The 16,926-nt window shown below is 57.9% G+C and carries 13 protein-coding genes; 6 read left to right on the top strand and 7 right to left on the bottom strand.

Annotated features, from left to right (window positions below; all coding sequences use genetic code 11):
- Positions 1 to 83: 83 nt before the first annotated feature.
- Genes K3727_03460 through K3727_03450 form a run of 3 tightly spaced genes read left to right on the top strand, consistent with a single transcriptional unit; the run spans position 84 to position 4,292 of the window.
- Positions 84 to 2,303 carry a TRAP transporter permease gene (locus K3727_03460; protein ID UWQ91875.1) on the top strand — a complete coding sequence of 740 codons (2,220 nt, stop codon included), beginning with the start codon at positions 84 to 86 and terminating at the stop codon, positions 2,301 to 2,303.
- On the top strand, positions 2,300 to 3,550 hold the full coding sequence (locus K3727_03455) for an FAD-binding oxidoreductase (protein ID UWQ91874.1): 1,251 nt from the start codon (positions 2,300 to 2,302) through the stop codon (positions 3,548 to 3,550). The genes K3727_03460 and K3727_03455 overlap by 4 nt, the downstream gene beginning before the upstream one ends.
- A 13-nt stretch (positions 3,551 to 3,563) precedes the next feature.
- Positions 3,564 to 4,292 carry an aspartate/glutamate racemase family protein gene (locus K3727_03450; GenBank protein ID UWQ91873.1) on the top strand — a complete coding sequence of 243 codons (729 nt, stop codon included), beginning with the start codon at positions 3,564 to 3,566 and terminating at the stop codon, positions 4,290 to 4,292.
- A 286-nt stretch (positions 4,293 to 4,578) separates the two neighbouring features.
- Here the strand turns inward: K3727_03450 and K3727_03445 are convergent, their stop codons facing one another.
- From K3727_03445 to K3727_03420, 6 genes are all read right to left on the bottom strand, one after another.
- Positions 4,579 to 5,874, bottom strand: coding sequence for a serine hydroxymethyltransferase (locus K3727_03445; protein ID UWQ91872.1), 1,296 nt, complete (start codon positions 5,872 to 5,874; stop codon positions 4,579 to 4,581).
- A gap of 25 nt (positions 5,875 to 5,899) precedes the next feature.
- Entirely contained in the window at positions 5,900 to 8,560 is a 2,661-nt protein-coding gene (locus tag K3727_03440) for a phosphoenolpyruvate carboxylase (GenBank protein ID UWQ91871.1), read from the bottom strand.
- Between the two features lies 1 nt (position 8,561).
- Positions 8,562 to 9,533: a D-glycerate dehydrogenase gene (locus K3727_03435; GenBank protein ID UWQ91870.1), complete on the bottom strand. Its 972-nt coding sequence runs from the start codon at positions 9,531 to 9,533 to the stop codon at positions 8,562 to 8,564.
- 101 nt (positions 9,534 to 9,634) lie between these two features.
- A complete protein-coding gene (gene sucD / locus K3727_03430; protein ID UWQ91869.1) occupies positions 9,635 to 10,522 on the bottom strand; it encodes a succinate--CoA ligase subunit alpha in 888 nt (295 codons plus the stop codon).
- Entirely contained in the window at positions 10,522 to 11,718 is a 1,197-nt protein-coding gene (locus K3727_03425) for a malate--CoA ligase subunit beta (GenBank protein UWQ91868.1), read from the bottom strand. The genes sucD and K3727_03425 overlap by 1 nt, the downstream gene beginning before the upstream one ends.
- Positions 11,719 to 11,744: 26 nt before the next feature.
- Positions 11,745 to 12,992, bottom strand: coding sequence for an aminotransferase (locus K3727_03420; GenBank protein UWQ91867.1), 1,248 nt, complete (start codon positions 12,990 to 12,992; stop codon positions 11,745 to 11,747).
- Positions 12,993 to 13,293: 301 nt separating this feature from the next.
- Here K3727_03420 and K3727_03415 point away from each other — a divergent pair, with 301 nt between their 5' ends.
- From K3727_03415 to K3727_03405, 3 genes are all read left to right on the top strand, one after another.
- Complete coding sequence (locus K3727_03415) at positions 13,294 to 13,908, top strand: response regulator transcription factor (protein UWQ93259.1); 615 nt, start codon at positions 13,294 to 13,296, stop codon at positions 13,906 to 13,908.
- A 167-nt stretch (positions 13,909 to 14,075) separates the two neighbouring features.
- Positions 14,076 to 15,053 carry a CoA ester lyase gene (locus K3727_03410; protein ID UWQ91866.1) on the top strand — a complete coding sequence of 326 codons (978 nt, stop codon included), beginning with the start codon at positions 14,076 to 14,078 and terminating at the stop codon, positions 15,051 to 15,053.
- Between the two features lie 94 nt (positions 15,054 to 15,147).
- On the top strand, positions 15,148 to 16,410 hold the full coding sequence (locus K3727_03405) for a DUF4147 domain-containing protein (GenBank protein UWQ91865.1): 1,263 nt from the start codon (positions 15,148 to 15,150) through the stop codon (positions 16,408 to 16,410).
- A gap of 89 nt (positions 16,411 to 16,499) precedes the next feature.
- Here K3727_03405 and K3727_03400 read toward each other — a convergent pair whose 3' ends face one another.
- Complete coding sequence (locus K3727_03400) at positions 16,500 to 16,916, bottom strand: group II truncated hemoglobin (GenBank protein ID UWQ91864.1); 417 nt, start codon at positions 16,914 to 16,916, stop codon at positions 16,500 to 16,502.
- Positions 16,917 to 16,926 lie beyond the last annotated feature (10 nt).

Here is a 16,926-nt window from a genome sequence, read left to right as displayed (position 1 = left end):
CCGCCCTTTTTCTTTCTGGCGCAACCCGCAGGGTGACGGCTTTGCCCCCAAACGGCGCGCCCCTTTGAACGGTGGATCCTGTAATGGGTTTGAACTCTCATCTCGACAACAAGGAACTGGAGGAGCTGGAGAAGCAGTACGACTCCGCCCTTCAGACACGGGACAACGGGCCGACGCTGACCAAACTGGTCTACTGGGCGACGATTGCCTTTGCGCTGTATCATCTGTGGACCGCCGGATTCGGCACGCCCGTTGATCATGTTCACATGGGCATCCATCTGGCTGGCCTGTTCCTGTTCATCTTCCTCAGCTTTCCGCTGATCCGCACCGATCAGTCGATGACCTATGGCAAAGGCAGCCTATGGGCTCCGGGCAACGTGCCCTTGTATGATTGGGCACTGGCACTGACCGGGATGGCTGCCGCCTTGTTTCTGTGGGTCAGCTGGCGTGGCTTCACCGGAATGGGTCTGAACATTCCCGAACAGGCGCTGCGCCAAGGCAACCCGACCGGGATCGACGTGTTTTTTGGCACCATGCTTATCCTGACGGTTCTGGAGATCGCCCGGCGAACCATCGGATTTGTTCTGCCGCTGATCATCCTGATCTTTATGAGCTATGCGTTGTTCGGCCCCTATATGCCCGCGCAGATCCTGAAGCATCCGGGCGTGAACTGGCAGCAGTTCGTGAACAACATGTATTTCCCGTCCGAAGGCATCTTTGGTGTCACGCTTTGGGTGGTTTCCACGGTTGTCTTTCATTTTGTCCTGTTTGGCGTCGTGGCCCAACGGATGGGCCTGGGTCAGTTTTTTGTCGATAACGCCATGATCCTGGCTGGGCGCTATACCGGTGGTCCGGCCAAAGTTTCAGTTGTCAGTTCCGCGTTCTTTGGCACCATCTCGGGCTCCTCCATCGCCAACACGGTTTCAACCGGATCGCTCACCATCCCAAACATGAAAAAGATGGGGTATCCGGCCCATTTCGCAGGTGGCGTCGAAGCCGCCGCATCAGCCGGTGGTCAGATCACCCCGCCAATCATGGGGGCCGCATCCTTCCTGATGGCCGAATATCTCGAGGTGCCCTATACCACCATCGTGATTGCCGCCATCGTACCCGCGATGATGCATTATATCGGGGTGATCTCGATCGTGCATTTCACCGCCAAACGGCTCGGCCTTGATGCCTATCCCAAAGAACAACTGCCCCAGTTCATGAAAGTCTGGCGCGACGGCTGGTTCACCATTATTCCTCTGGTCGCGTTGCTGCTGGTGCTGTTTTCGGGGTATTCGCCAAACATGGCTGCCTTTATCGGGCTCAGCCTGTGCGTGGTCGTTGGCTTCTGCGCCTTTAACAAACCGGCTTCTCTGGTGGTTCCCTTTGCGCTGCTTGGGTTCATCTTTTGGAAGGCGTCGCCCTACTCTGGCGAAGGTTATTCCCCGGAAATGGCAGGAATGCTCGCTGCACTGACCATCCTGGGCTGCCTGCATCGCAATGAACGCCAATCCTTCCGCGATCTGTTCGACAGCTTTCATGTGGGTGTGCAATACGCGCTGGCCGTTGGCGCGGCTTCTGCCGCCGTGGGCATCGTTGTTGGCGTGATCAACACCACAGGTGTCGGCTTCCGCCTTGGCTTTATGGTCACCGGGGGGGCGGCTGACATGGCTGCAAATCTGGCACCGCTGTTGGATTGGACCGGTATCGAGACCTTCAGTCAGCCTTCGATCCAACAATTCCTGTCTCTGGTTCTGATCGCCATGGCTTGTATCCTGATGGGTGCCGGTCTGCCGACAACGGCGCTTTATATCATGCTGGTCGCGGTCGCGACACCGGCGCTGAGCCAGTTGGGTGTGCCTCCGCTCGCGACTCATATGTTCGTGTTGTACTATGGCGTGATCTCGGAAATCACCCCGCCGGTCTGTGCCTCGGCTTATGCCGCTGCGGGGATCGCCGGGTCCAACCCGTTCCGTACCGGCGTCAGTGCCTTTACCCTGGGATTGGGCAAGCTGATGGTCCCAATGGTGTTCGTCTATGCGCCCACCATGCTGATCGTTTTGCCGGAATATTTCACCATCACATCGTTCCTGCAGGTCTCGATCACCTGTGCGTTGGGTGTCTTTGCCATCGCAACAGCAGTTTCCGGGTATTTCCTGGCGCGCCTGTCAGGGGTTTGGCGTATCCTCATGGCCATCGGTGGGCTGTTCCTGGTTGCACCATCCAGCGGGTCCGATCTGACCGCTCTGGTGATTTTTGCTCCCGTCATCGTCCAGCAATTGGCACAACAACGCCAGGAGCGGGCAACGGCATGACCCAGGAAGACCAACCCGACGTCACGGTTCTGGGAGCCGGGATTGTCGGGATCTGTTCCGCGCTGTCCCTGGCCGAACGCGGATTAAATGTCAGGCTGATTGACCGGGACGCCCCCGGTCAGGCCACCTCCTTTGGCAACGCGGGGATCATTTCACCCTGGTCCATTGTTCCGCAATCCATGCCGGGTTTGTGGAAAAAGGTCCCGGGCTGGTTGCTGGACCCATTGGGTCCAGTGACTGTGAAACCCAGCTATTTGCCGCGGATCGCACCGTGGGGTCTGCGTTTTCTGTATGAAGGACGCGCCGAAAAAGTCAGCCATATCAGCGAAGCCATGGATTCGCTGAACCGCGACTGCGTTGATCTGTTTCGCCAACATCTGGCCGGGACCGGACACGAGGATCTGGTGCAAGACAGCTATTATGTCCATGCGTTTCGCAACTCAGAAGCGGCCAATCTGGACACGGTCGAGTATCGGATGCGGCGGGACAAAGGGGCAGACCTGGAACGGATCACTGCCGCTGATCTCCAGAGCCTGGAACCTGCGCTGACCCACGATTTTCAGGCGGCAATTCTGATCAAGGGACAGGCCCGCGCCCTGTCGCCCGGACGGATCGGCACTGTGTTGGCCGACAAATTCCGCGCTATGGGCGGTGAAATCTTGCGGCAGTCCGTCCGCGCCATTCTGCCAATCGAGGGGGGGGGCTGGCGCTATGTTACCGATTCAGGCGAGGAAACTGTTCCAAAGCTGGTTTTGGCTATGGGTGTATGGTCGGCCGAGCTGTTGAAACCTTTGGGCATCAACATCCCGATGCAATCCGAACGCGGCTATCATGTCTCTTTCCAAAATCCAGGTCTTGCCTTGAACAACTCAGTCATGGACATGGATATGAAATTCGTCGCCTCGCTGATGGAGGACGGGTTGCGCGTCGCAGGGACGGCCGAATTTGCCGGTCTCGATGCGCCAATCAACCAAAGCCGATTGGATGGGTTGGTGAAACTGGCGCAACAATTGTTACCGGATCTGAATTCCGACAATTTTTCGACCTGGTCTGGGCAACGCCCGTCGTTGCCTGACAGCCTCCCCTGCATCGGTGAAATCGACGGGTTACCCGGACTGATCGCGGCCTTTGGGCACAGCCATTATGGTCTGATGATGGCCCCAAAAACCGGACGTTTGGTGGCCGACATCACCACCGGTTTGTCCACAAATCATGACCTGACTCCGTTTCACCCCCTGCGCTATTAAAGGATATCAACCCATGGTTACCCACCCTGGCGGACAAAACATCTGCGGCATCACCATCGGTATATTGTCTTTGGAGAGCTACTTTCCCAAACCACCTGGTCATATCAAAAACCCGTCAAGCCTGGGTTTTACGGTCATGTACGAAATGCTGGATGGCATTACGGTTCCCGAGCTTCTTGGCAACCCTACTGGCGAAATGAAAGATCGCCTGATCGCTGCAGCCAAACGGCTGGAAGCCAAGGGCGTACGCGCGATCACTGGATCTTGCGGGTTTTTGGCCCTGTTTCAGGCCGAAATCTCAGCAGCCGTATCTATCCCCGTGTTTGTCTCCGCGTTGATCCAGGTGCCCATGGTCCATCACATGACCCAGGCACCCGTTGGTGTTCTGACCGCTTCCGCTGTGTCCTTGACTGACGCGCACCTGCGCGGCGTCGGTGCAGCCGATATTCCGATTGCGGTTCAAGGGCTTGACGAAACTGAGGAATTTGCCTCCGTGATCCTGCGAAACGAGCGGACCGTCATGGATCTGGATAAGGTAACCGAAGAGTTGTTGCAGGCCGGGCGGATCTTGGTCGAACGCGCCCCAGACATCCGGGCTATTGTATTGGAATGCACGGATCTGCCGCCCTATGCGTGGCGATTGCAACAGCAATTGGGGCTACCGGTTTTTGACCTGACCACCCTGTCGGGTATGATGGCAACGGCTGTGTTGCGCCAGCCCTATCCGGGCTACATCTCATGATCGCCCGATAGTCAAATTGGCCTAAGCCCCCCCGCGCGGGACGGGTTTATTGTCCGTTGTGTTTGGGTGTGTTGCGTTTGTGCGCGGATTGGGGCTCTGCCCCCGCAGCCTTTGGCTGCTCCCCCGAGGTATTTGTGACCAGAAAGAAGCCGAAGCGGGCGGTGTGCCGTGTGGTCGCGAGCTGGGCTGGGGCGGCTGGACGGAAGCGTGGTGTTGCGGGTTTGGAATGAAAAACCCCGCCGGCGGAATGCGGCGGGGTTTGAGAGGTTGTTAAGGATCCTGTGGTTTACAGGTTCGGATAGAGCGGGAAGCGCGCGCAGAGAGTGGCCACCTGGGCGCGGACCGTGGCTTCGACATCGGCGTTGCCGTCTTCTCCGTTGGCGGCCAGACCGTCGACGACCTGGATGATCATATCCGCGATCTCGCGGAATTCCGCCTCGCCAAAGCCGCGGGTGGTGCCTGCGGGTGTGCCCAGACGAATGCCCGAGGTTACGGTCGGTTTTTCCGGATCAAACGGGATGCCGTTTTTGTTGGTGGTGATATGGGCACGGCCGAGGGCCTTGTCCACGATGTTGCCGGTCACGCCTTTGGGGCGCAGGTCGACCAGCATGACATGGGTGTCGGTGCCGCCGGTCACGATGTCCAACCCGCCTTTGATCAGCTGATCGGCCAGCGCGTCGGCATTCAGGCGCACCTGACGCATGTAGGCTTTGAACTCGGGGCGGAGCGCTTCGCCAAAGGCCACGGCCTTGGCCGCGATCACATGCATCAGCGGGCCACCCTGGATACCGGGGAAGATCGCCGAATTCACCTTCTTAGCGATTGCTTCATCATTTGTGACGATCATGCCCCCACGCGGACCGCGCAGGGTCTTGTGCGTGGTGGTCGTGGCCACATGCGCATGCGGGAACGGCGAGGGATGTTCGCCTGTGGCAACCAGACCGGCGAAATGCGCCATATCAACATGGAGGTAGGCACCAACCATATCAGCAATCTCACGCATCCGGGCAAAATCGATGACCCGCGGAATGGCCGAGCCACCCGCGATGATCATCTTGGGCTGGTGTTCCTTGGCCAGGGCTTCGACCTCGTCATAGTCGATGAGGTTGTCGGACCGGCGCACGCCATATTGCACGGCGTTGAACCATTTGCCCGACTGGTTGGGCGCAGCCCCGTGGGTCAGGTGACCGCCCGAGGCCAGGTTCATGCCCAGAATGGTGTCGCCCGGCTGCAGCAGCGCCTGGAACACGCCTTGGTTCGCCTGGCTGCCTGAATTCGGCTGCACATTGGCAAAGTCACAGCCAAACAGCTGCTTGGCGCGGTCGATAGCCAGGTTTTCGGCCACGTCCACATATTGGCAACCGCCATAGTAGCGACGCCCGGGATAGCCTTCGGCATATTTGTTGGTCAGAACGCTGCCCTGGGCTTCCATCACGGCGGCCGAGACGATGTTTTCAGAGGCAATCAGCTCGATCTCATCGCGCTGACGGCCAAGCTCGGCCGTCACTGCGCCATAAAGCTCAGGGTCGCGCGTCGAGAGTGACTCGGTGAAAAAACCAGTGTCGCGGGGGGTGTCGGTCATGTTCGGGGCTCCTAGTGGTAATATGTTATCCGGTCCAACCCAAACCAGCAGCGACGCAATTCATGGATTGCATCAGAGGAATGGGCAATGTCGGCGATGCGGCGGCTCGGTTTTCCTGTAACAAGGAAACCTGTACCGTATGAATGTCATGCAACATGTCGCGAATCCGATCGAACCGGGTTCGCAATTTGGGAAAGCGACGGGCCAGTTCTGAGGATCCCGTCAAGAAGGCAAGAGCTTCACGGCTGGCCTGGTATTCTTTGAGCACAGATCCAAACATCAGATCGCGGGTTTGCGTGTCTTCCACCAGCGACGCATACGTCCGGGCAATGTCCATGTCAGCGAGGAACAGCGCTTTTTCAACCTCATCCACAACCAATCGGAACAAGGGTGCCGTGTGAAACATTTCCTTGAGAATGGCTTCGCCCTGGGCTCCGCGAAAGCGACGGAAGCTGGAAACAGCACTGCCGAACCCATACCAGCCCGTGATCATATGGCGATTCTGAGACCAGGCAAACACCCATGGGATTGCGCGCAGATCGTCCAGCGAACTGGCTCCAAACCGGCGCGCCGGACGCGACCCGATCTTGAGCATGGCCAGTTCCTCTACCGGGCTGGACTGCTGGAAATAGTCGATGAAGCCTGGCGTATTCAGCAGGTTGGAATAGGCCGCTTGGGACATCCCCGACAAGGCTTCGAATGCGTCTTCGTGATCGGGGTTCAGTGCCGGAATGTCGGGGCGCAAAGAATGACGCAACACCGAGGAAACCGTCAATTCCAGCTGCTGTAACGCAGTGCCACGATTGGCGTATTTTGAACTGACAACTTCACCCTGTTCGGTGATCCGCAGCCTGCCCGCAACGGTGCCTGCCGGTTGGGCCGCAATCGCACGTTCTGTCGGTGCCCCCCCGCGCGAGACTGATCCACCGCGCCCATGGAAAAACACCGGCTGCAAACGATGCGTTGCCAAAGTACGCGCAATCAAGCGCTGCGCTTTTTCCAGTTCCCAAGTCGAACAAACAAAGCCACCGTCCTTGTTGCTGTCGGAATACCCCAACATGACCTCGATCCGACCACTGCCATCCTTGAGCGAACGACGGGCAAAGGGAACATCCAACACCCCATTCAGAATGCGCGGAGCTGCGCGCAAATCGTCGATGGTTTCAAACAGCGGCACCACGCGCAGGGTTGCCTTTTCGGCACCGAATCCGGCGTATCGAGCCAGCAGATAAACCCCCAGAAGATCATCCGTAGACCGGGTCATCGACAGGATAAACGGGCCCAACGCACTGGGATCGTCCCCACCGACCGTCTGTTTCATCAGCCCCAGGAGGCCAATGAGCTCCGCGCTTTGATCGCTCAACTGTGTCGGATCCACAAAGCTGAGAGAGGCGCTCCCCAATTCCCGGCGCAGACGCTGAGACCACTCGGCTGTGCCATAGGTTGGCGTGTCTCCGGTACGGCTCCAGATATCCGTAAGCGCTTGCGTCGTGACGGTTGAATTCTGGCGAATATCCAATGTGACTGTACGAAAGCCGAACACCTGAGCTTTCCAGCGGATCGGCCGGATGTAGCGATCCGCCAGACGATCAGCCCCGAGATTCCCCAAAGCCGCCTCGACTGCACACAGATCAGCGATAAAGTCATCTACATGATCATAGGCCGTTCCAGCCCTGTCTATCGTGTCCGAGATCCGGGTTCGGATCGCTTCAAGCGCCTGACGGAAGATTTCGCCCGTGTTCTGGTGCAACGCCTTGTAAGGGTTCGAAGTTTCGACAATGCGCTGGATGGCATCGGAATCGGGACCGGCCAACGACAAGATCGCCGAGGAAATCGAAATCCGCGCGGCCGCCCTGGACAGATCGCTCAGATAGGTTTCCAACACGGCCAACCGGTTGGCTCCCAAAGCCTGAGCCGTAGCCTGGACCGTGACATTGGGGTTGCCGTCACGGTCGCCGCCAATCCAGGAATGGAATTTGAGACAGGGTGTCACATCATCCTTTTGGCCGGTGATTGGGGCGGTAGCTGCGATAAAACGGTCAAACAGCTGAGGCACTGCATCGAAAAGACTGTCGCGAAAGAACTGCAGCCCCCATTGGATTTCATCATTCAGTGACGGGCGTTCCCGGCGTAACTCTCCGGTCAGCCACAGCAGATCAATTTCCGCTCGCAGGTCTTCGAGCAGATCCGCACGTTCGCGTGGCGTCCAGCGCTTTTCTTCCAGCGAAACGAGCCCCCGGTAAATGCGCCGGTGGATTTCCAAAATCGTCACACGTTTGGCTTCGGTCGGATGGGCGGTCAGCGTTGGCCCAAACGACAGACCCTGAATCACCTGGGTCAAACGTTCGGGAGTCGCCAATGCCCCATCCTGCTCCAAAGCCAGAGCAAAACTGCCCTCAACCGCTTGGGGGCCGTCTTGGGTTTCAGCATTGCGGCGGTCCCGCATTGCAGCGTTTTCATCAATGATCTTCAGCAGCTGGAACCAGATGTTATGGGCCTGCAAATGCGGAATCGCGCTATTGGGGTCCTTGAGGGTCCACCGGGTACCGGATTGGATTCTCTGGGCGACTTCGGGTGCACGTTGTTTGAGAACATCCAACCAAAGGGCCCGCAGTTCCACGCGCAGCGCGGCTGCATACCCTGTGTCGGGGGCGGGTGTCGGATCGGCTTCGGCAGGACGGTTCATATCAACTTACGCGGTCACGTGGATCGCGCCCTTCAAAGAAATCGGTGAGGTTGTCAACAACGCGGAAACCCATGGCCTCGCGCGCCTCGCGGGTGGCAGAGCCCAGATGCGGCAACATCACCAGGTTGTCGCATTGCAGCAGATCGGGGTTGATCCGGGGTTCGCCGTCAAACACATCCAGAGCAGCTCCTCCGATGGTTTCAAACATCAATGCCCGGCTAAGCGCCAGTTCATCGATCACTTCACCGCGGGCTGTATTGATCAGGAACGCGTCTGGCTTCATCAGGTTCATCATGCGGGTGTTGATCAGGTTGCGATTGGCCGGACCGCCCGGGCAATGCAACGAGATGAAATCGCACTGCGGCATCAGATCTTCGAGGCTGTCGACCTGAACAGCATTGAATTTGGCCAACACGTCGGGGGGCACGCGTGACCGGTTCTGAACAATGATTTTCATTCCGAACCCATGATGGGCGCGACGGGCCATTTCCTGACCAATGCGGCCAAATCCGACGACACCCAACGTCTTGCCCGAAACCTTGGTACCAACCAGATGTGTCGGGCGCCAACCGGTCCACTGACCGGCACGTAATTCGCGCTCACCTTCTCCTGCGCGACGCGCCACCATCAGCAAAAGCGTCATAGCGATGTCGGCGGTGCATTCGCTGAGAACGTCAGGGGTATTGGTAACCATCATACCGTGATCGGCCACACGCTCCATATCAATATGGGAGTAGCCGACGCCGTAATTGGCCAGAATACGCGCCTGGGGCTGCGAAACATCCAGCGCCTTGGCAGATACCGTATCGGTCACCGTTGGCAAAACCGCATCAAAACTGCGCAGCGCATCACGGATTTCGATTTCGTTCAATGGCTTGTCACCGGTGTTCAGCACGGTGTCAAAACGTTCGCTCAGCTGGGCTTCGACTGCAGCTGGCCAGCGACGCGTAACGAGAACCTTGGGCTTTTGCATGACGTCTCTCCCTCAAGCGACTGTGAAATTGTGACGCTTCGCCCCCTCCATTGCCCCGGACAGGAGGCGAAGCGCCTTAGGTGCCTTATCCGCAGGACGGATCAGGCAGCATTCACGACCCGGGCGATGGTTTCGCCAATCACGGCCGGGTTTTCAGCGACGGTCACGCCGGCTGCTTCGAGGATCTCCACCTTTTCCGAAGCAGATTCACCAAACGCCGAGATGATCGCGCCTGCGTGGCCCATAGTCCGGCCTTTGGGTGCGGTCAGACCCGCGACATAGGCCACCACCGGTTTGGTCACGTTTTCCTTGATGTATTCGGCGGCTTCAGCTTCCTGTGGGCCACCGATTTCACCAATCATGCAGATTACCTTGGTCTCGGGATCGTTTTCAAACCAGGTCAGGATGTCCAGGAACGAAGACCCGTTGATGGGATCACCGCCAATACCAACCGAAGTCGAGACTCCCAGGCCCAGCTCTTTGAGCTGCGCTGCGGCCTCATATCCCAAGGTTCCGGACCGGCCAATGATGCCCACATTGCCCTGAAGATAGATATGACCTGGCATGATCCCCAACAGCGCCTTGCCGGGGCTGATGGTTCCGGCACAGTTCGGGCCGGTCAGGATCATGCGATCCTCTTTCTTGTAGCGGCGCATGTAGCGTTTCACGCGGATCATGTCCTGAGCAGGGATGCCGTCGGTGATGCAGACGCAATATTTGATGCCTGCGTCTGCCGCTTCCATGATAGAATCCGCTGCGAACGGAGGCGGTACAAACACCAGAGACGCGTCGGCACCAGTGGCTGCCACAGCTTCCTTGACGGTGTCGAACACCGGCACGCCTTCGACGGTTTCACCGCCTTTGCCCGGGACCACGCCCCCAACGACATTGGTGCCATATTCAATCATGTCCTTGGTGTGGAACCGGGCCATTTTGCCGGTGATCCCCTGGACAATAACTTTGCTTTCGCGATCGAGAAGAATGCTCATCAGACAGCCCTCACACGAGTGTTTTGATCGAGATCGTTTTTCCACGCACCCACGGCGCGTTCGGCGGCTTCGTTCAGCGACGTCGCACGGATCAGCGGTAGACCGGATTGCGCCAGGATTTTCTGACCCTCTTCGACATTGGTACCGGCGAGACGGACAACCACAGGAACATCGACCTGAACTTCCCTCAGCGCTTGAACGACACCTTCAGCGACCCAGTCGCAACGGTTGATCCCAGCAAAGATGTTCACCAGAACTGCCTGAACGTTCTTGTCCGACATCACCAGACGAAATGCCTTGGCGACACGTTCTGGTGTCGCGCCACCTCCGATGTCGAGGAAGTTGGCGGGTTCGCCTCCGGCCAGCTTGATGGTGTCCATTGTCGCCATGGCCAGACCTGCACCGTTCACGATACAGCCGATATTTCCGTCCAGACCGACATAGTTCAGGCCACGATCGGCCGCACGGCTTTCGCGCGGGTCTTCTTGGCTTTTGTCACGCAGTTCGCTGATCTGCGGGTGACGGAACAGAGCGTTGTCGTCAAATGTCATCTTGGCGTCCAGCGCGATCACCCGGTTGTCCGACGTTACGACCAACGGGTTGATTTCAACCATTGTCGCGTCCAATTCGGAAAACGCCTGATAGCAGCCCTTGAGCGTGCGCACCATCTGCTGCGTCATGGTCGGATCAATGCCCAGCTTGAACGCGATTTCCCGCGCCTGAAAATCCTGCAGACCAACTGCCGGTTCCACGGTCGACCGCACAATCGACTCGGGACGTTCGGCCGAAATCTCTTCGATCTCCATGCCACCTTCGGACGAGGCGACGATCATCACCCGCTGCGATTGGCGGTCCAGAACAAAGCCCAGATAGATCTCGCGCGCGATCGGCACTGCCGCTTCGACATAGACACGATAGATGCCTTTGCCTTCGGGGCCGGTTTGATGGGTGACCAGCTTTTTGCCGAACATGCCCTCGGTGGCTTCCAGGATCTCGCTATCGGACGAGCACAGTTTGACTCCGCCCGCCTTGCCACGGCCACCGGCATGCACCTGGGCTTTGACGATCCATTTGTCTCCACCCAATTCGCGCGCGCGATAGGCCGCCTGTTCCGGGCTATAGGCCAGCGCCCCGGGGGGCACTGTAACACCAAAGTTGCTCAGAACTTCCTTGGCTTGATACTCATGTACATCCATTGGATCTCTCCTCCCTATGGATCGTGTTATTCAGCAGCCAGGGCTGCGTCATAGTGCCGGTCGAGCAGAGCGTTGATCGCGTCCATGTCAACCGATGCGCCCATGTCGTTCATCGCATTGCCAAACCGGTTCACAATGTCCGAAATCTGGGACTGGGTGATTTGGTTCAGGATCCCGATGCGGACTTGGACTGGTTCGGACAAGGTCGGCCAGATGCCGAAACCTACTGCGCGGCAGTTGCCCACCAGCTCTTTTTCACGGCCAGCCAGATCACCAGGCAGGTTCAGAACCACCAGGCTTGTCATGTTGCTGGTCACGTCACACCCCATGGCCGTCACGGCGTCGCGCAGGGCCTTTTCATGGAACGCATAATCGCGGGCCTTTTGGGCGCGGCCGTGCTGGAGCGTGATGCGCAGCGCTTCGTGGAAGGCGGCAACCGCGTAACCGGAATGCGTGCGGTGATAGGTGCCCGCGGCCACATCCTGTCCGTCCACAACACCCCAATGACGGGCTTCGAGGATCGGGTTGTGCACATAGGAATGGCAGCCGTTTTCTTTGACCGTTTCAATGTAGCGGTCGCTGAAAGATACAGGCGCGTAGGTCAACGGCAAGCACAGCACGCCTTTTTGCGGGCAGGACGCCCAACCGACCACACCGGGAAAATCGTCGATCGAAAAGTCTTCGATGCCCAGCGACGACACCGCGTCGATCAGACCCATGGCACCGTGTTTTTCACAAGCGTCTGAAAAACCCTGGAGATCATTGATGCGGCCAGACCCGGTTTCCCAATGCGCCATAAAGGCCCATTTGGGTTTCTTGTCAGCCAGAACTTCGTCGACATGTTTGCCCGATACCGATTCACCATGGGGAACGTCGATCACGGTCACATTCGCGGGTTGCGGGTTCATCGGGTTAGCGGTCAACTCTTCGCGGGTTGCGGCCTTCATGCGGATTGTCATCGCGTCGATGCCCGAGAAGGTGCCGTTCATGAAAACGACAACGCTGTCACCGGGCAGGATCGCATTCAGCATACAGTCCAAACCGGAGAAACCAGTACCACCGACACCGTAGGTATAGGTGTTGGTGGTGCCCCACAGATCACGCAACATGCCTTTGCATTCGATCATGCCGCGCAGCACATCAGCCTGCATGTGGTCCGCCAGGCCGGTGTTGGCGAAAGCCGCCAGAACACGGGCGTCAGTGTTGCCGGGGCCAGGGCCCGCAGCCAAAGTCTCGGGGATTTCCAGGCTGGGGAAGATCGTGGGTTCAGTCATTGTATCGGACCTCTAGTCAGGTTTGCGTTCGCGCCGATGCATCAGCTTTTCCGGCATTTTCGCTAGTAGGCAAAAATATTTCCCGTCAGGCAACATCGCTTGTCCTCAGCAAAACCTAGGTCGACAAAACTCACAACATCCCTATATCCTGCTTTTGGGTATCTAAATAGATGGGTTTATACCTACCCATTTAGGTAAAAATACCGTAGTATACCGAATATCTACCTACCCATTTGGGTTGTTTTCGACCAAAGGATACAAAATGGCTACGATAAGCGACAAAGTTTCCCCGATTTCGGTCATGCTCGCTGACTCAAATCCGCTGGTGCTCACCGCAATGTCCGAGATTTTCGAAAAGGACCCGCGATTCTCGCTCGTGGCGACCTCTTCAACCGCTGAAGGGTTCCTGGGAACCGTCATGCGCGTCCCGGTTCAAGTCGGAATCATCGACTGGAACCTGCCGGCTCTGGGTGGTGCCAAATTGATCGAGGTCCTGCGGGATCAGGCCAACGCGCCCAAATTGGTGGTCTATGGCGACGAAGGCTCCGAAACCCCACGCAAGGCAATGAGCGCCGGGGCAGCGGGATTTGCAGCGCGATCCAGCGCGGTGGAGAGTCTTCTCGACACGTGCCATGCCGTGGCGGGGGGCAAAATGGTTTTCCCGTTCCTGGACGTACGCGACCTGCAGACCGATCCGATCGAACAACTGTCTCGGCGCGAACGCACGATGCTCGAAGCTCTGTCAAAGGGGTTAACGAACAAAGAGTTGAGCAAGGAGCTGGGAATCACCACAAACACGGTAAAATTCCATCTCTCGAACCTCTACGAAAAACTCTCGGTCAAGAACCGCGCCCAGGCCATCGCGTTCTACTATGCCACCCGCGCCGAGCGGGGCGATTTCGGAACGGGAGGGTGACCTGGCAACATGGGCGGACTCGCGCGCGTGCGTATACGCGCGCAGCGCCCGCGCACCACGCGCGCCCAAGTATTAGTATGAAAATTTTCTTCTTGACAGGAAACCCCTTGCTGTTGGATGCCTAGAACCAGCCCCGCCAATTGCAACGCGAAAAAGGAGCGTTTCTCATGTCATTCCACGCTATCGAACAAGCCCCCGGCCGTCTAAACCGCAGCGAACTGGCCATCCCCGGAAGCCAGCCTCAAATGTTTGAAAAAGCTGCAAAATCTGATGTTGACGTCATCTTCCTCGACCTCGAAGACGCCGTCGCACCCGACGAAAAGGAACAGGCCCGCAAGAACATCATTCAGGCTCTGAATGACATTGACTGGGGCAACAAATCCATGTCCGTCCGAATCAACGGCCTGGACACTCATTACATGTATCGCGACGTTGTCGATGTTGTTGAGCAAGCTGGCGAGCGCCTGGACCTGATCATGATCCCCAAAGTTGGCACCGCCGCTGACGTCTATGCGGTGGACATGATGGTCACCCAGATCGAAGACGCCAAAGGTTACAAGAAACGCATTGGTTTCGAACACATCATCGAGACCGCTTTGGGCATGCAAAACGTGTCCGAAATCGCCGCTGCATCCAAACGAAACGAATCGCTGCATTTCGGGGTCGCTGACTATGCTGCTTCGACGCGTGCACGCACCACGATCATCGGTGGTGTGAACCCCGATTATTCGGTCCTGACCGACCCCGCCACCGACGGATCGCGCGACGTACATTGGGGTGACATGTGGCACTATGCTCTTGCACGCATGGTTGTCGCTGCACGCGCCAATGGCCTGCGTCCAATTGACGGCCCGTTTGGTGATTTTCAGGATCCCGAAGGCTATAAGGCCGCTGCAAAACGTGCCGCGGTTCTCGGGTGCGAAGGCAAGTGGGCCATCCACCCCAGCCAGATCGCCCTGGCCAACGAAGTGATGTCTCCGTCGGACGCCGAAGTGACCAAGGCCCACCGTATTCTCGAAGCGATGGCTGAAGCCGAAGCTGCCGGTAAAGGTGCAGTTTCGTTGGACGGCCGTCTGATTGACTATGCATCTATTCGTCAGGCAGAAGTTCTGGTGGAAAAAGCAAAGCAGATCGCCGGAAACTGATTTCCACCCGGGGCGTCAGCCCACGATCTTCACAAGACCCCAGCCGCCCTGGTTCGTTTCCGGGGCGGCTTGATCCATATCGCGGGAGCCCCCAATGACTGACCTTAACTGCACCGCCCTGGCCTTGTTTCAGGCCGCCATCGACAGGGCTGATCCAGCCCGGGCCCTGCACCAACAACTTCAGTCATCCCCGCTTTCTGACCTACCAGACGGAGGTCGCAATTTCATCCTCGCAGTGGGCAAGGCCGCGATCCCGATGATGCGCGCCGCATTGGAAATATTTCCGACCCCGTCACAGGCTCTGGTGATCACAAACCCCGAAAATGCAATAGAAATTCCGGGAGCCACAGTTCTATCTGGATCCCACCCTGTCCCAGATGAAGCCAGCGAATCCGCAGGTCTCGCCGCTATTCGCATGGTTCAAGGTATGTCGCAAAATGATCGCTTGATCGCCCTGATTTCTGGTGGCGGATCGGCGCTGATGGTTGCCCCCGCCCCCGGTTTGACCCTGGCCGACAAGACGGCCGTGAACAAACTGTTGTTGGCCTCAGGGCTGGAAATCAACGACATGAACCTGATCCGTCAACAGCTTTCGGACATAAAGGGGGGCGGACTGCTGCGCCATGCACGGGGCGCTCAGGTTCAGGCTTATATCCTGTCCGATGTCATTGGAGACGATCTGCGCGCCATCGCATCTGGCCCGACGGTGGCTCCGATTGGCTCGCGGGCCAACGCCCGCGCAATCATGCAGAGTGCCGGCATCTGGGACACCGCGCCCGTTGCCGTCAAAACGCATCTGGAGCAGCCTGACGTGTCATCCGACACATTGCCTGCGGCGACCAACACGCTCATCGGATCAAACCGCTACAGCCTCAAGGCGATGATGGCATTGGCGGCCGATCAGGGATGGACCGCCCGGCTGATCACCCACCGGCTGGTCGGAGATGTTCAGGCGGCTGCCGAGACCGTCATTCAAGCCGCACAAACCGCCCCACGGGATCAACCCATCGCTCTTGTCTTTGGGGGCGAGACCACCGTTCAAATCATCGGAACCGGCACCGGCGGGCGCAATCAGGAATTGTCCCTGCGTGTCGCACAGCGCGCCAAAGACATTCCCGGTGATTGGGTATTTCTGTCTGGTGGCACAGATGGCCGCGATGGCCCCACAGACGCCGCAGGCGGCCTGGTAACCCCGCAAACCTGGTCTCACATACAGCAGGCCGGACAGGATCCTCAGGCATTACTGGACAATAACGACAGCTATGCCGCGCTGGCTGCGGCGGACGCTTTGGTTATGACCGGCGGCACCGGCACCAATGTTGCCGATGTCCAGGTTTTCCTATGTAAGCCCCAATAAAAACGGCGGGGCCAAAAACCCCGCCCCCCCCTTCATCTCGCCAAAAAAACTCCCGCCGGAGGCTCCCGAAACAAACACGGGTGCTGCCCTCAGGCTGGCAATCGTTTTTCACCCCATTCGGCCAGATCATTGACCAACATCAGCGCCACGCGCCGGAACACAGCCCGCAGTCTTTCGACACCTGGGCCGGCCAGTTTCAGATCCAACAGCGCCTGATCCATACATTTCAGCCAGTTTTCAGCATCTTCAGTTGTGATCGGCACATGTTCGTGCATCAGTTTCACATCCATATGGCCGTGTTTTTCCTGGTAATACTTCCGACCTCCCATGAAACCGGACAGAAAGTTGAACTGCTCGACCCGCGCGTGCCCCATACCATGGCCTCGTTTGTGCAGCTTGACGATCTGCGCACCTTCGGGGTTTTCCTCGACGAGGTCATAGAAATGCTCCACCAAAGCGCGCAGCGTTTCTTCTCCGCCGATCTCGTCAATCAATTTCCGAACCATTCAACTCTCC

The sequence above is a fragment of the Rhodobacteraceae bacterium M382 genome, assembly GCA_025141015.1.
Lineage (GTDB): Bacteria > Pseudomonadota > Alphaproteobacteria > Rhodobacterales > Rhodobacteraceae > Aliisedimentitalea > Aliisedimentitalea scapharcae.
Note: the sequence above shows the minus strand (reverse complement) of the source record. Positions and strands in the feature narration are given on the sequence as shown.

Bases quoted from the DNA above. Each gene is read 5' to 3' on its own strand.
- K3727_03435 (UWQ91870.1), bottom strand. From the start codon at position 9,533: ATGCAAAAGCCCAAGGTTCTCGTTACGCGTCGCTGGCCAGCTGCAGTC.
- K3727_03450 (UWQ91873.1), top strand. From the start codon at position 3,564: ATGGTTACCCACCCTGGCGGACAAAACATCTGCGGCATCACCATCGGT.
- K3727_03455 (UWQ91874.1), top strand. From the start codon at position 2,300: ATGACCCAGGAAGACCAACCCGACGTCACGGTTCTGGGAGCCGGGATT.
- K3727_03425 (UWQ91868.1), bottom strand. From the start codon at position 11,718: ATGGATGTACATGAGTATCAAGCCAAGGAAGTTCTGAGCAACTTTGGT.
- K3727_03405 (UWQ91865.1), top strand. From the start codon at position 15,148: ATGACTGACCTTAACTGCACCGCCCTGGCCTTGTTTCAGGCCGCCATC.
- K3727_03460 (UWQ91875.1), top strand. From the start codon at position 84: ATGGGTTTGAACTCTCATCTCGACAACAAGGAACTGGAGGAGCTGGAG.
- K3727_03440 (UWQ91871.1), bottom strand. From the start codon at position 8,560: ATGAACCGTCCTGCCGAAGCCGATCCGACACCCGCCCCCGACACAGGG.
- sucD (UWQ91869.1), bottom strand. From the start codon at position 10,522: ATGAGCATTCTTCTCGATCGCGAAAGCAAAGTTATTGTCCAGGGGATC.
- K3727_03400 (UWQ91864.1), bottom strand. From the start codon at position 16,916: ATGGTTCGGAAATTGATTGACGAGATCGGCGGAGAAGAAACGCTGCGC.
- K3727_03420 (UWQ91867.1), bottom strand. From the start codon at position 12,992: ATGACTGAACCCACGATCTTCCCCAGCCTGGAAATCCCCGAGACTTTG.
- K3727_03410 (UWQ91866.1), top strand. From the start codon at position 14,076: ATGTCATTCCACGCTATCGAACAAGCCCCCGGCCGTCTAAACCGCAGC.
- K3727_03415 (UWQ93259.1), top strand. From the start codon at position 13,294: ATGCTCGCTGACTCAAATCCGCTGGTGCTCACCGCAATGTCCGAGATT.
- K3727_03445 (UWQ91872.1), bottom strand. From the start codon at position 5,874: ATGACCGACACCCCCCGCGACACTGGTTTTTTCACCGAGTCACTCTCG.